The sequence below is a fragment of the Kitasatospora mediocidica KCTC 9733 genome (assembly GCF_000744225.1).
GTDB lineage: Bacteria > Actinomycetota > Actinomycetes > Streptomycetales > Streptomycetaceae > Kitasatospora > Kitasatospora mediocidica.
This window is the reverse complement of record NZ_JQLN01000007.1, coordinates 1,424,797-1,438,625: the sequence shown is the minus strand read 5'-3', so window position 1 is coordinate 1,438,625 and position 13,829 is coordinate 1,424,797. Positions and strand designations below refer to the sequence as shown.

The window sequence follows — 13,829 nt, the reverse complement described above, 5'->3', positions numbered from 1 at the left end:
CTGACGGCGACCGCCGCCCGGGGTCGCGCCGGCGGTGAGGGAGAATGGAGAGTCCTGTCCCGTCCGCCCCGCTTCTGCTGAGGATCTGCCGCGCATGACCACGACGCCCGACCGAGCCCAGACCCTCCCCGCAGCGGCTCCCGCCCCGGCCCCCGCGCCGCCGGCGGCCGGTGAGTTCAAGCCGCTCACGATCGGCCCCATGCAGGTCTGGCCGCCGGTCGTGCTGGCCCCGATGGCGGGCATCACCAACGCCCCCTTCCGCACCCTGTGCCGGGAGCAGAGCGGCGGCAAGGGCCTCTACGTCTCCGAGATGATCACCACCCGGGCGCTGGTCGAGCGCAACGCCAAGACCATGCAGCTGATCCACTTCGACCCGAGCGAGAAGCCCCGCTCGGTGCAGCTCTACGGAGTGGACCCGGCCACCGTCGGCAAGGCCGTCCGCATGATCGCGGACGAGAACCTGGCCGACCACATCGACCTCAACTTCGGCTGCCCGGTCCCCAAGGTGACGCGCAAGGGCGGCGGCTCGGCGCTCCCGTACAAGCGCAACCTGCTCCGGGAGATCCTGCGCGAGGCGGTCGCGGGCGCCGGCGGGCTGCCGGTCACCATGAAGATGCGCAAGGGCATCAACGACGAGCACCTGACCTACCTGGACGCCGGCCGGATCGGCGCCGAGGAGGGGGTCTCGGCGATCGCGCTGCACGGCCGCACGGCGGCCCAGCACTACGGCGGCACCGCGGACTGGTCGGCCATCGCCCGGCTGCGCGAGTCGGTGCCGGCCGAGGTCCCGGTCCTGGGCAACGGCGACATCTGGGCGGCCGGCGACGCGCTGCGGATGATGCGGGAGACCGGCTGCGACGGCGTCGTGGTCGGGCGCGGCTGCCTCGGCCGGCCGTGGCTCTTCAAGGACCTGGTCGCGGTCTTCGAGGGCGAGAGCGACTACGCCCGCCCGAGCTTCGCCGACGTCTCCCGCGCGATGCTGCGCCACGCCGAGCTGCTGGGGCAGTGGATGGGCGACGAGACCCGCGGCGTCGTGGACTTCCGCAAGCACGTCGCCTGGTACACCAAGGGCTTCTCGGTCGGCTCGGAGCTGAGGGTCAGGCTCGCCAACGCCGGTTCGCTGGCGGAGCTGGCCGACCTGCTCTCCCAGGTCGGCCAGGAGCAGCTCTGGCCGGCGAGCGCGGACGGTCCGCGCGGCCGGACGAGCGGCAACGGCCGGGTGGTCCTGCCCGAGGGGTGGTTGGACGATCCGTACGACTGCGCCCTGCCGGGCGTTGAGGCCGAAATGGACACCTCTGGCGGCTGACCTGGACGGGCTGTCGAAAAAGCCCCGATGGCCCGCTCCGACAGTGCGGCCCAGCCCCCTTGGACAATCTGGCCAAGGGGGCTCCCTTTTGGCAGAAAGAGATCACAGTCAGTCGTGAAGTGGGCGCGTTGGGCGACGGATCGATGACTTCCCGTACGTACGATGAGCGAGCTGCGTCCGTGACTCTTGCCACACCGGAGTGCGGTTGACGGTGTATCAGGGGTACTCAATGTGCCATGGTGTCCAAAACGCTTCCCGAACGGGCGTCGGGGTGGATTCGGCCGCTTGGGTGCAGGAAATCAAGCCGGGGCCACGCCTCGGAGGAGCGGTCGCTACCCTCTGTCGGTTCGGAGCGATCTTCCTGCGTTCTTGTGTTCAAGTCCTGAATGCAAGCTAGCGTCAGGCGGACGATTTCAGCAACAGAGGTGAACGCCTTCACAAGCATTTGATCCCGTGGGTTACCAATCGGTATCGGCCCCGGACGGCCTATCTGGGGCGCAAAAGTGCCTTCGAAATGGGTATGTTCTCGGCGTCAGGGCAACCCCGTGCGAGGAGACCGACCCATGCCGGCCACGCAGAAGTTTGTTTACTCCTTCACCGAAGGAAACAGGGACCTCAAGGATCTTCTCGGGGGCAAAGGTGCGAACCTCGCCGAGATGACGAACCTGGGGCTCCCCGTCCCTCCGGGGTTCACGCTCACCACCGAGGCCTGCAAGGTCTACCTGGAGACCGGCAGCGAGCCCGCCTCGCTGCACACCGAGGTGAGCGAGCACCTCGTCGCCCTGGAGCAGGAGATGGGCAAGCAGCTCGGCCAGGCCGACGACCCGCTGCTCGTATCGGTCCGCTCCGGCGCCAAGTTCTCGATGCCCGGCATGATGGACACCGTCCTGAACATCGGCCTCTCGGACACCTCGGTGCTCGGCCTGGCCGCGCAGTCCGGCAACGAGCGCTTCGCCTGGGACTCCTACCGCCGCCTGGTCCAGATGTTCGGCAAGACCGTGCTGGGCGTCGACGGCGAGCTCTTCGAGGACGCGCTCGACGAGGTCAAGACCGCCAAGGGCACCACGAACGACCTGGACCTGGACGCTTCCGACCTCCAGGTCCTGGTGGAGACCTTCAAGGCGATCGTGCTGCGCGAGACCGGCCGGGACTTCCCGCAGGACCCGCGCGAGCAGATGGACCTGGCGATCCACGCCGTCTTCCACTCCTGGAACGGCGACCGCGCCCGCCTCTACCGCCGCCAGGAGCGCATCCCGAACGACCTGGGCACCGCGGTCAACGTCTGCAGCATGGTCTTCGGCAACCTCGGCGAGGACTCCGGCACCGGCGTCGCCTTCACCCGCGACCCCTCCACCGGCGCGGTCGGCGTCTACGGCGACTACCTCTCCAACGCCCAGGGCGAGGACGTGGTCGCGGGCATCCGCAACACCCTCCAGCTGGCCGACCTGGAGCAGCTCGACAAGAAGTCGTACGACGAGCTGATGGCCATCATGCACAAGCTCGAACTGCACTACCGCGACCTGTGCGACATCGAGTTCACCATCGAGCGCGGCAAGCTCTGGATGCTGCAGACCCGGATCGGCAAGCGCACCGCCGCCGCCGCCTTCCGGATCGCCGTCCAGCTGGTCGACCAGGGCCTGATCGACCTGGACGAGGCGCTGCACCGGGTGAACGGCTCCCAGCTCGCCATGCTGATGTTCCCGCGCTTCGCCCCCGACGCCACCTCCAAGCAGATCGGCTGGGGCATCGCCGCCTCGCCCGGCGCCGCCGTCGGCAAGGTGGTCTTCGACTCCTACACCGCCGTCAAGTGGTCGCGCTCCGGCGAGAAGGTCATCCTGGTCCGCCGGGAGACCAACCCGGACGACCTGGACGGGATGATCGCCGCCGAGGGCATCCTCACCTCGCGCGGTGGCAAGACCTCGCACGCGGCCGTCGTCGCCCGCGGCATGGGCAAGACCTGTGTCTGCGGCGCCGAGGAGCTCGAGGTCGACACCAAGCGCCGCCGGATGACCACCTCCGACGGGCAGGTGATCGAGGAGGGCGACGTGGTCTCCATCGACGGTGCCAGCGGCAAGGTCTACCTGGGCGAGGTCCCGGTGCTCCCCTCCCCGGTGGTGGAGTACTTCGAGGGCACCCTGCACGCCGGCGCCGACGTCCAGGGCGGCCTGGTCCAGGCCGTGCACCGGATCATGTCGCACGCCGACGTCCGTCGCCGGCTGGCCGTGCGCGCCAACGCCGACAACGCCGACGACGCGAACCGCGCCCGCCGCTACGGCGGCCAGGGCATCGGCCTGTGCCGCACCGAGCACATGTTCCTCGGCGAGGAGCGCCGCAAGGAGGTCGAGCACCTGATCCTGGCGGACAACGACAAGGACCGCGAGCAGGCGCTCTCCACCCTGATGCCGCTGCAGAAGGGCGACTTCGTCGAGCTCTTCCAGTCGATGGACGGGCTGCCGGTCACGGTGCGCCTGCTCGACCCGCCGCTGCACGAGTTCCTGCCGGACATCACCGAGCTGTCGGTGCGCGTCGCCCTCGCCGAGGCCCGCAAGGACCCGAACGAGAACGACCTGCGCCTGCTCCAGGCCGTGCACAAGCTGCACGAGCAGAACCCGATGCTGGGTCTGCGCGGCGTACGGCTGGGCCTGGTGATCCCGGGTCTGTTCGGGATGCAGGTCCGGGCGATCGCCGAGGCCGCGGCCGAGCGCCGGCTGGCCGGTGGCGACCCGCGCCCCGAGGTGATGATCCCGCTGGTCGGCACCATCCAGGAGCTGGAGATCGTCCGCGACGAGTGCGAGCGCGTGCTCGCGGAGGTCGCCGCCTCCACCGGCGTCAAGCTGGACATCAAGCTTGGCACGATGATCGAGCTGCCGCGTGCCGCGCTGACGGCCGGCCAGATCGCCGAGGCTGCCGAGTTCTTCTCCTTCGGGACGAACGACCTCACCCAGACGGTCTGGGGCTTCTCCCGCGACGACGTGGAGGCGAGCTTCTTCACCGCGTACCTGGAGAAGGGCATCTTCGGGGTCTCGCCCTTCGAGACCATCGACCGCGACGGCGTCGGCGCCCTCGTCAAGCACGCCGTGAAGGAGGGCCGGGCCACCCGTCCCGACCTCAAGCTCGGCGTCTGCGGCGAGCACGGCGGTGACCCGGAGTCGGTGCACTTCTTCCACGAGGTGGGCCTGGACTACGTGTCCTGCTCCCCCTTCCGGATCCCGGTGGCGCGCCTGGAGGCAGGCCGCGCCGCCCTTGAGACCGCGGGCAGCGATTCTCGCTGACCGCATCCCCCTCCAACGGGGAGGGGCGTACGGCGGTGCTCGGCGCAGGAGAACCGCCGGACGTACAGCAGCCGGGGCGGAACGGACAATGGCGTCCGTCCGCCCCGGCGGCATGTCCGGACCCGGCTGAGCTGTCCGGGTGAGGGGACGCCCCCGCCGACCGGTCGGCCGACCGGGCCCGGCAAGCTGGTCCCATGACCAGCCGCACCCGCCTGACCACCGTCGCAGTCCTGCTGGCCTGCGTGATCGCAGTAGCCGCCGCCTACGCGCTGATCGGCCGTCACCAGTCCGCCGGCCCGGCCGCCTCCTCGCGCGCCACCGCCTCGGCGAGGGCGACGACCGCCGCCACCGCGCAGGTCTGCCAGAGCAAGCTGCCCAGTCAGGCCCGGGACACCCTGGGCCTGATCGCCAAGGGCGGCCCGTACCCGTACCGCTCGGACGGCATCGTCTTCGACAACCGCGAGGGCCGGCTCCCCAAGCAGCGCAGCGGCTACTACCACGAGTACACCGTGGTCACCCCGGGCTCCGGCGACCGCGGCACCCGACGGGTCGTCACCGGCGGCCCGGGCGAGGAGTACTGGACGGACGACCACTACAGCACCTTCCAGACCATCGACCCGCACTGCTGAGGTCAGACCGACCGGCACATGGAGGGCGGTCTCAGCGGGCTCGCTGCCAGGTGATCCGGCGGTGCGGTCCGTGCGGGCCGGTGGAGAGCAGGGCGCGCAACTCGTGCAGCAGCGCGCCCGGGTCGCTGCGCAGCTGGGCCGGGGTGGCGCGGACCACCGGCAGCCGGGCGGCCTGCAGCCGGTTGCCCCGGCTCAGCGTCCGCTCGTAGTCGGCCGGCCGCAGGTGCCAGGCCCGGGAGTCGATCTCCAGGGCCACGCAGGCGTCCGGCCAGTAGGCGTCCGGGATCGCCAGGAACTGGCCGTCCAGCATCAGCACCGGGTTCCACAGCGGTTCGGGCAGCCCGCCGGAGCGCAGCAGCTCGCGCGCCTCGCTCTCGGCGATCGAGTACGCCCCCGCCGTCAGCTCGTCCGCGACCTGCTGGACGTGCGGCAGCGAGGCGGTGGTGGAGGGTCCGCCGAGCAGCTTGCCGAGCAGGTCGGCGCGCTCGCAGTGCCGCCCCTGGACGGCCTCCGCGCAGAGCGCCCGGAAGTTGCGGGGGCTCGGCAGGTGCGGCGCCAGGTCGGCCAGCGCGCGGCTCACCCCGACGCTCCACAGGCCGTCGTCCCGCTCGAAGCCGGCCGGCATCCCCGGCGCGCGGTGCACCCGGACGAAGTCCCGGCTGGCGACCCGCCGCCCGGACGGGATCAGCACGTCGATCACGTCCAGGTCGGCCGGGTGACCGGCGCTGGCCAGCCCGGCGTCGGCCAGCACCGCGAGGCCGGTCAGCAGGACGGCCCCGGGTCTGGGGCGCTGGCCCTTCGCCGCGGCGTAACTGAGCGCGGCGCGCAGGCGCTGATGGGCGGTCAGCCGGCCGCTCTGCAGGCAGATCACCCGGGGCAGCACCCGCTGCCAGGGTCCGCCGGGCCGCAGTCGATGCGCGATGGTGCCGGACGGCACCCCGTGCTCGATCAGTTGGGCGCGGGTGACGATGTGCTGCTGGTCGGCGCCGAGCAGCCGGACGGAATCGATGGCGGTCATGGGTGAGGAGTGCCCGAAGAGACGGTAGGTATGCGAAAGATCCCCCGGAGGTGGCTAAAGCGGACAGACGTTGACCAACGCAGTTCCTAGGATGGTCGACGATGACCAATCCTTCACTCGACTCCCTGCACGGGCTCTCCGTGGGAGACGCCCTCGGCGCCCAGTTCTTCGTCCCCGGTACCGTCCTCGGCATCGACCCGCCGGCCCCCTGGCCCTGGACGGACGACACCGAGATGGCCTGCTCGGTCCACGCGGCCCTCACCGAACGCGACGCCGGCCGGTTCGCCCGCACCCTCGACAGCTTCGACCTGACCCACGCCTTCGCCCGCCGGCACGACTTCGACCGCGGCTACGGGCCCGCCGCCAACCGCCTGCTCCGGCTGGTCCGCGAGGGCGGCGACGCCCGCGCACTGGCCGGTGAACTCTTCGACGGCCAGGGCTCGTACGGCAACGGCGCCGCGATGCGGGTCGCCCCGCTCGGCGCCGCCTTCGCCTCCGATCCGGGCGCCGCGGTCCGTCCAGCGGCCGCCACCGCCGTGATCACCCACACCCACCCACAGGCGGTGGACGGCGCTGTCGCGGTCGCGGTGGCCGCCGCGCACGCCGTACGGGCCCGCACCGCGCCCGGCACGCCCGCCGAGTTCCTGACCGCCGTGCGGGCGCTCACCCCGCGCGGGGCGGTGTACGAGGCGCTCGGCGAGGCCCGCGCGCTGCTCGACGAGCCGGACCCGGTGGCGGTCGCGCGGATCCTGGGCAACGGCAGCCGGGTGAGCGCGCTGGACACCGTGCCGTTCGCGCTCTGGTGCGCCGCGCGGTGGCTGGACGACTACCGGGGCGCGGTGCTGGCGGCGATCCGGGCCGGCGGCGACGTGGACACCACCGCCGCGATCGTCGGGGGCGTGGTCGCCGCCAGGACCGGCGTGGCGGGGATCCCGCGCGCCTGGCTGGAGGCCCGCGAGGCGCTGCCGCACTGGGCGTTCCCCGGGCTCGGCAGCGTCGCGGGCCCGGTCGACGGGCAGCGGCCGATGCTGCTGCCGCGCCGCCACCCCGTTCCGCCGGACCTGCGCTGGAGCGACCAGGAGTGGCAGCGCCTGCGTCGCGGCCTGACCGGCCGGTGGGCCAGCCGCACTGAGGAGGGCGTGCTGCACCTGTACCGGGCGCGGACCGGCTACGAGGTGCTGTCGGTCGCGGTGGTCCCGGCCCGCGACGGGAGTTGGCGCCCGGTCGAGCTCCTGGTGGAGACCCATCCGGCACGCTTCACCGGCGCGCAGGACGAGGAACTCCTCGCCCTGCTGCTGCGCCGGATGCCGTAGCGCCTGATCGGGGTCAGGCCGGGATCAGCGAACCGGCGTGTCTGACACACTCCTGGTCGAGTTCGCGCCCGACGCCCCGGGAGAGCCGGCGCTCGGGCGCGCTCGGGGCGATCGCGGCGGCGATCCGCAGCTCGATGATGTCGCGGACGGCGGGCCACTCCTCGTCCAGGATCGAGTAGAACGCGGTGCTGCGCACCACGCCGTCCAGGCCCCGGCTGTGCGCCCGGCGGACGCCCTCGCTGGTGGCGCCGAGCCGCTCGATCGCCGCGCGGGAGCGCAGGTTGCGTGCGTCGGCGCGCAGCGAGATCCGCTGCACGCCCCAGGTCTCGAAGGCGTGGCGGAGCATCAGCAACTTCGCCTCGGTGTTGATGCCGGTGCCCTGGGCGAGCGGCGAGAGCCAGGTGCGGCCGATCTCGGCGGCGTCCGGGGTCGCGGTCGCCGGGTCGCCGCTGGGTCCCTGCGGCAGCGGCGGCCAGACCACCGGTCCCTGCCAGTAGTCCAGTTCCAGGAACCGGGTGGACCCGACCACCAGGCCGTCCGAGGCCCGCACGGTGGCGAAGACCAGGGAGCGGCCGGCAGCCTGGTCGGCCTGCGCGGCGGCGATGAACTCCCTCGCGCCGTCCAGGCCCTGGGGGACGGCGGTGAAGGCGTACGTCGTACGGTCCTCGGCGGCTGCGCGGGCCAGGGCCTCGGCGTGCTGCTCGGAGAGGGGCTCCAGCCGAACGGTACGGCCGGTGAGGGTAACGGGAACTGGCACGGAACCTTCGGTCCTTCGGCAGTCGGAGGGTCCCTCGCGCCTGGGGTGCCGGCGGTCGGGAAGGACAAGTCGCCCCACCTACGGGAGTCGTCCGCCGCGTCCCGCGTACGCCGGAGCATCGGCTGTACGAGGGGATGGGCGGCCCGGAGGCGGGCAGCACGGTGCCGGAGCGGACACGGTTCGCATGGACCGGTCCGGCGGGAAGTGCGGGGGGACAGTGTGTGTCCGCGAATGGCCGAGGAAGGAACGAGAGCGCGAAGGGAAGCAGGCGGCCAGGTGAAGGCAAGGTGCGGGAGTCATGGCTGGCCGTACATGTTCGGGACGTGGCCCACGGCGTGACAGACGACGTGGCGACGACGCGACGATGCGAGGCAGCGAGAGGACGATACCTGCCCTGGACCCGTGCGTCACCTCGCGGCGCGCCATTGGGGGCGCGAGAGCGTCGTGGGCCCGCCGTCCGCTCCGGCAGGGGGCCTCTGACCAGGCACGATGCGGCCCTCGGGGGCGTAGGGGTGCGATGATTTCCGCAGGGCCCGTAGCGTGCCCGTCAGGGCAACCCGCGCTCCCGCGGCGAAGACGGCGGACCGGTCGGGAATGCCGGAGAACTGCGGCACGCTGGAGGGGGAGGGACCGGTGGCGTGCAGTAGCGTCGCGGCTCCGCAGACAGGCTGGCGATGGACCGACGAGAAACGGGTTGGGTGCGCGGTGCGCGATCTCGAGACGCTGTACGAGCTTGAGCCGCAGGGCGTGGCGGCGGTGACCGCCGCGAACTCTGCCGTCTCGCAGGACCACGGCGGCCCGGACGGCGGCTTGGTGCTGCTCTACCACTTCGACGGTTTCATGGACGCCGGCGAGGCCGGCGGCCAGGTGGTGGCCCACCTGCTGGAGGAGGGCAGCCCGGTGGTGGTGGCCCGCTTCGACCATGACCGCCTGGTGGACTACCGCGCCCGGCGCCCCGCGATGACCTTCGACCGGGAGAGCTGGACGTCCTACGAGCCGCCGGAGATCCTGCTCCAGCTGGTCCAGGACGCCACCGGCGCGCCCTTCCTGGTGCTGAGCGGTCCCGAGCCGGACGTCGAGTGGGAGGCGTTCGCGGGCGCGATCCGCCAGCTGGTGGAGAAGTTCGGGGTCCGGCTCTCGGTGGACTTCCACGGCATCCCGATGGGTGTTCCGCACACCCGCCCGGTCGGGCTGACCCCGCACGGCAACCGGCTGGAGCTGGCCGCCGGCTATCCGCAGTGGTTCGAGCAGGCGCAGGTCCCGGGCAGCGCCCAGGCGCTGGTGGAGTACCGCCTCAGCGAGGCGGGCCACGACGTGCTCGGCTTCGCGGTGCACGTGCCGCACTACGTCGCCCGCTCGGCCTACCCGGCGGCGGCCGTCCTGATCCTGGAGGCCACCCAGGCCGCCACCGGCCTGGTGCTGCCGGGCCATCTGCTGCGCGAGCGGGTCGGCGAGGTCTACGCGGACATCGAGGATCAGTTGGCCCAGGGCGACGGCGAGCTGCGTTCGGCGATCCGCGGCATGGAGGGCCAGTACGACGCGGTGGCCGGTGCGGACAGCCGAGAGAGCCTCCTCGCCGAGACCGCCGAGCTGCCCTCGGCGGACGAGCTGGGCCGCCGGTTCGAGGAGTTCCTCGCCGAGCACGAGCGCGGCGCGGAGTAGCCGAGTAGCCGCGCAGCGGTTCAGCGGCTCAGCGGCGCTGCGGCGGGCCGCGCGGGAGTCATTCGGCGCGGCTTGTTCGTTGGAGCCGCTGAAGCGCCCGGCGGACGGGCGGGACCCGCGACCGGGGGAGGGCGTCCGTGATCGGCCGAGTGGGCACCGCGTGGTGGCTGGGTGCCGCGCTGCTGCTGGCCGGCTGCTCGGCCGGGCGGGCGGCGCCGGCCCTCCCGCACCCCTCCGTGCCGCCGCCGAAGGGCCCGTACGTGGCGCTCGGCGACTCGTACACCGCCGGTCTGCAGATCGAACCGGCGGCCGCGGGTGCGCCCAGGGGCTGCGGCCGCTCCGGGGTGAACTACCCGTCGCTGGTCGCGCGGGACCTGGGCATCGCCGCCGCCGACTTCACCGACGTGAGCTGCTCCAGCGCCACCACGGCCGACCTGGGCGCCCCGCAGCACCTGGACGGCGGCGACAACCCGGCCCAGCTGGACGCGTTGAGCGACCGGACCAGGCTGGTCACGGTCGGCATCGGCGGCAACGACGCGGACTTCACCAAGGTGGTCGCCCGGTGCGCGGAGCAGGGGCTGGCCCAGACGCTGTTGGCCGGTCTGGACCTGAAGAAGGCCCAGGACTCGCCCTGCCGGGCCTCCTACACCGCCGCCGACGGCCAGGACCGGCTGACCGCGCTGCTGGACACCGTGGGCGACCGGCTCACCGGCGTGCTCCAGGAGGTCAAGCGGCGCGCCCCGCAGGCCAGGGTCTACCTGGTCGGCTACCCGGCCCTGCTGCCCGCCGATCCGGCCGGCTGCCAGTCGGTGCTGGGCCGGGCGGTGCTGCCGGGCGACCTGAGCTACATCGCCCAGAAGGAGCAGCAGCTGAACACCGTGCTGGCCGACCGGGCCAAGGCGGCCGGGGTGGCCTTCGTGGACACCTACAAGCCCTCCGCCGGCCACGACATGTGCGCGGGCCAGGCGGCTCGCTGGGTCGAGCCGCCGTTCCCGGCCGCAGGCCTCGCGCCGCTGCACCCGAACGCGGCGGGCCAGCAGGCGATGGCGAAGGCGGTGGCCGCGGCGATCCGGTCCTGAGGCCCGAGTCCTGAGGCCCGAGTCCTGAGGCCCGAGCGCTGAGGTCCGGGTGTCAGCCGGTGGCCAGGTGGACGATGTCGGGAGCGCCGCGCGGGACCGGGATCTCCAGCGTCCAGACCCGGCAGAAGCCGGCGTCGCGCAGGCGCTCCTCGAAGGCCGCCGACGGCTGGGCGCTCCACACCGCCAGCACACCGCCGGGCGCGAGCCGCCCGCGCAGCAGCGCCAGGCCCTGGCCCGCGTACAGGCCGCCGTTGGAGTCCGTGACCAGCCAGTCCGGGCCGTTGTCGATGTCGAGGCAGAGCGCGTCGTACCGGTCGGTTCCGGTCGCGACGTGCTCCACCAGGTCGGCCTCGACCACCTGGACACGCGGGTCGGTGAGCGCGTCGGCGGAGAACCGGCCGAGCGGGCCGGTGCGGTGCCAGTCGATGACGGCCGGCTCCCGTTCGACGACCACGATGCTGCCCCAGCGCGGATCCGCGGCGGCCTCCGCGAGCGAGAAGCCGACGCCGAGCCCGCCGATCAGTACGGACGGCGCGTTCTCCCGCTCCGGCAGTGCCTCCAGCGCGGCGTTGACCAGTCGGCGTTCGGAGCGGCCGTCGGAGGTGTCCATCAGGAAGCACCCGTTCGCGATGATCTCGAACAGCCCGTCCCGCTCACGCAGGACCACTTCGCCGTAGGGGCCCTCCCGGCGATCCACGGTGACGGCCTGACCGTCTGTCACGGGTGGCTGCGACACGATGACCCCCTCGGAGATGTCGTACCCGGCCGATCATAGCGAGCCGTCCAACATCGCTGCGGCAGAGCGCTCCTGGGCCTGGTGGCGGTGGCCGGCCAGGATCCGGCCGGGGCTGCTCGGCAGGTCGCGCAGCCCGCGCAGCGGGGAGAACCAGAGGGTCCCGGCGGCCAGCGGTACGGCCGCCGTCGCCAGCCACATCGCGGTGCGCAGGCCCAGCAGCGCGGCCAGCGAGCCACCCGCCAGTGCGCCCAGCGGGATGGTCCCGTAGGTGAGGAACGACGTTCCGGCCGAGATCCGGCCGAGCAACTCGGCGGGGCAGTAGCGCTGCTGGAAGGTCGACCGGAGGACGTTGCCGGCCACCACCCCCGCCGACACCGCGAACCCGCCGGCCAGGTAGCAGAGCACCCCGGCGCCGCCGGTGGTGAGCGGGATGAGCAGCACCAGGACGGGCAGTCCGAGCAGGAACAGCAGCAGGGCGCGGGCCGTGCCGAGCGCCGCGCCGACCCGGCGGGCGACCAGCGCGCCGACCACCCCGCCGGTGCTCGCCAGGCCGATCAGCACACCGATCGTGCCCTGCGGCAGGCCGGCCTGCTGGACCAGGAACACCACCAGGATCGACTGGTAGGCCGTCAGCGCCAGGTTGGAGCACGCGCCGTAGAGGGCGAAGCAGCGCAGCCAGCGGTCCCCGGCCACCTGGCGCAGGCCCTCGCCGACCTCGCTCAGCAGGGTCCGGCGGCGGCGCTGCGCAGGGTCGCGGACCGGTTCGCGGTGCCTGATCCCGGCCGTGCAGAGCAGCGAGACCAGGAAGGTCACGGTGTTCGCGAGCAGGCTGTCGACCGCGCCGAAGACCTGCGCGATGGTGCCGCCCGAGCCCAGCCCGACGATCTGCGCGGCCGAGGCGCTGCCCTGCAGCTTGGCGTTGCCCTCGGCCCGGTCCGCCTCGGCCACCAGGCCGGGCAGGTAGGCGGTGTAGGCGGTCTGGAAGAAGACCGTGCAGGTCCCGGCGCAGAGCGCGACGGCCAGCAGCTGGGCGAAGCCGAGCACGCCGAGCGCGGCGGCGACCGGGACGGTCAGGAAGAGCACCAGCGAGCCCGCGGCGGCGGCCATCATGACCGTCCGCCGGCGCATCCGGTCGACCCAGGCGCCGACCGGCAGCCCGATCAGCAGCCAGGGCAGCCAGCTCGCCATGGTCAGCAGGCTGACCCGGAACGCCCCGGCGTGCAGGGTGGTGGCCGCGATCAGGGGTAAGCCCAGGCCGGTGACGGAGGAGCCGAACTTGCCGGCCACCTCGCCGGTCCAGAGCAGCCGGAAGTCGCGGTTGCGGCGCAGCAGGCCGGGCCGGCGCGCGGAGAGGATGTCGGTCGTCATGATGCCGTGGCGTCCTTCGGTTTGGCGGCCAGGGACTGGAGCTGGATGAGGACCGGACGGGCGGCCGGGTCGACCGGCGCGTCGGGGCCGGGGACGTGGCGCTCGATCACGGCGAGGAGTTCGGCGTTCAGGGCCCGGAGCTGGTCGGCGGTCATCCGCACGTCGCTCCAGTCGGAGAGCGTCCCGGCGCCCACCCAGGGGCCCTGCGGCGTGACCGCCAGGGCCTCGGCGGCCCGCCTGAACTGCTGCTCCAGGTAGTGCCGGTGGTAGACCGAGAGCGCTGCGCGCAGCTGCGGGTCGGCGCGCATCCCGGTGGTGTCGACCACCCGCTTCTCGCGCACCGCCCGCCACCAGCGCTCGCGCTTGGTGCCGCGGCCCTCCTCCTCCTCGATGTAGCCGTGCTCGGCGAGGTGGCGCAGGTGCCAGCTGATCGTGCCGGTGCTCTCGCCGAGCGTCTCGGAGAGCCGGGCGGAGGTGGCGGGGCCGTCGTCGCCGAGCTGTTCCAGGATCCGCATCCGCAGCGGGTGGGCCAGCGCGCGCAGGCTGCGGGCGTCGACCGCCCGGGTGGGGCGGGCGGCGGGTGTGGGCGGGTGGTCCTGGGTGTTCTCGTCCATGACCGGAACAGTAGCGTGCAGAGAGTTCTCTGCATAGATCTCTCTGCAGAGAACTCTCTGCGTGTTGCCCGGTCG

At 72.8% G+C, this 13,829-nt stretch carries 11 protein-coding genes; 6 read left to right on the top strand and 5 right to left on the bottom strand.

The genetic code is table 11. The features are described from left to right. The first annotated feature begins 199 nt into the window (after positions 1-199). From dusB to BS80_RS36585, 3 genes are all read left to right on the top strand, one after another. Positions 200-1,306 (top strand): tRNA dihydrouridine synthase DusB, encoded by a 1,107-nt coding sequence (gene dusB, locus BS80_RS36595; protein ID WP_035807025.1) that lies wholly within the window; start codon positions 200-202, stop codon positions 1,304-1,306. A 563-nt stretch (positions 1,307-1,869) separates the two neighbouring features. After that, positions 1,870-4,578 carry a pyruvate, phosphate dikinase gene (gene ppdK / locus BS80_RS36590; protein ID WP_035806066.1) on the top strand — a complete coding sequence of 903 codons (2,709 nt, stop codon included), beginning with the start codon at positions 1,870-1,872 and terminating at the stop codon, positions 4,576-4,578. A gap of 194 nt (positions 4,579-4,772) precedes the next feature. Further along, complete coding sequence (locus BS80_RS36585) at positions 4,773-5,207, top strand: ribonuclease domain-containing protein (protein WP_035806064.1); 435 nt, start codon at positions 4,773-4,775, stop codon at positions 5,205-5,207. 31 nt (positions 5,208-5,238) lie between these two features. On the opposite strand, the gene BS80_RS36580 is transcribed toward BS80_RS36585, so the two are convergent. Continuing rightward, the gene (locus BS80_RS36580) at positions 5,239-6,225 is read right to left on the bottom strand and encodes a hypothetical protein (protein WP_051967663.1); all 987 of its coding nucleotides are present in this window, start codon (positions 6,223-6,225) and stop codon (positions 5,239-5,241) included. Positions 6,226-6,326: 101 nt separating this feature from the next. Here BS80_RS36580 and BS80_RS36575 point away from each other — a divergent pair, with 101 nt between their 5' ends. Beyond that, positions 6,327-7,538 (top strand): ADP-ribosylglycohydrolase family protein, encoded by a 1,212-nt coding sequence (locus tag BS80_RS36575; protein WP_063772153.1) that lies wholly within the window; start codon positions 6,327-6,329, stop codon positions 7,536-7,538. A gap of 13 nt (positions 7,539-7,551) precedes the next feature. On the opposite strand, the gene BS80_RS36570 is transcribed toward BS80_RS36575, so the two are convergent. After that, the gene (locus BS80_RS36570; RefSeq protein ID WP_035806062.1) at positions 7,552-8,295 is read right to left on the bottom strand and encodes a GNAT family N-acetyltransferase; all 744 of its coding nucleotides are present in this window, start codon (positions 8,293-8,295) and stop codon (positions 7,552-7,554) included. A gap of 705 nt (positions 8,296-9,000) precedes the next feature. Here BS80_RS36570 and BS80_RS36565 point away from each other — a divergent pair. Further along, positions 9,001-9,957 carry a PAC2 family protein gene (locus tag BS80_RS36565; protein ID WP_035806060.1) on the top strand — a complete coding sequence of 319 codons (957 nt, stop codon included), beginning with the start codon at positions 9,001-9,003 and terminating at the stop codon, positions 9,955-9,957. 137 nt (positions 9,958-10,094) lie between these two features. After that, positions 10,095-11,036: an SGNH/GDSL hydrolase family protein gene (locus BS80_RS36560; protein ID WP_051967662.1), complete on the top strand. Its 942-nt coding sequence runs from the start codon at positions 10,095-10,097 to the stop codon at positions 11,034-11,036. Between the two features lie 52 nt (positions 11,037-11,088). Here the strand turns inward: BS80_RS36560 and BS80_RS36555 are convergent, their stop codons facing one another. The 3 genes from BS80_RS36555 to BS80_RS36545 are packed head-to-tail and all read right to left on the bottom strand — an operon-like array spanning position 11,089 to position 13,754. Next, entirely contained in the window at positions 11,089-11,772 is a 684-nt protein-coding gene (locus BS80_RS36555; RefSeq protein WP_232246780.1) for a spermidine synthase family protein, read from the bottom strand. Between the two features lie 33 nt (positions 11,773-11,805). After that, positions 11,806-13,140, bottom strand: coding sequence for an MFS transporter (locus tag BS80_RS36550; RefSeq protein WP_051967661.1), 1,335 nt, complete (start codon positions 13,138-13,140; stop codon positions 11,806-11,808). Further along, complete coding sequence (locus tag BS80_RS36545) at positions 13,137-13,754, bottom strand: ArsR/SmtB family transcription factor (protein WP_051967660.1); 618 nt, start codon at positions 13,752-13,754, stop codon at positions 13,137-13,139. The genes BS80_RS36550 and BS80_RS36545 overlap by 4 nt, the downstream gene beginning before the upstream one ends. Positions 13,755-13,829: the final 75 nt, after the last annotated feature.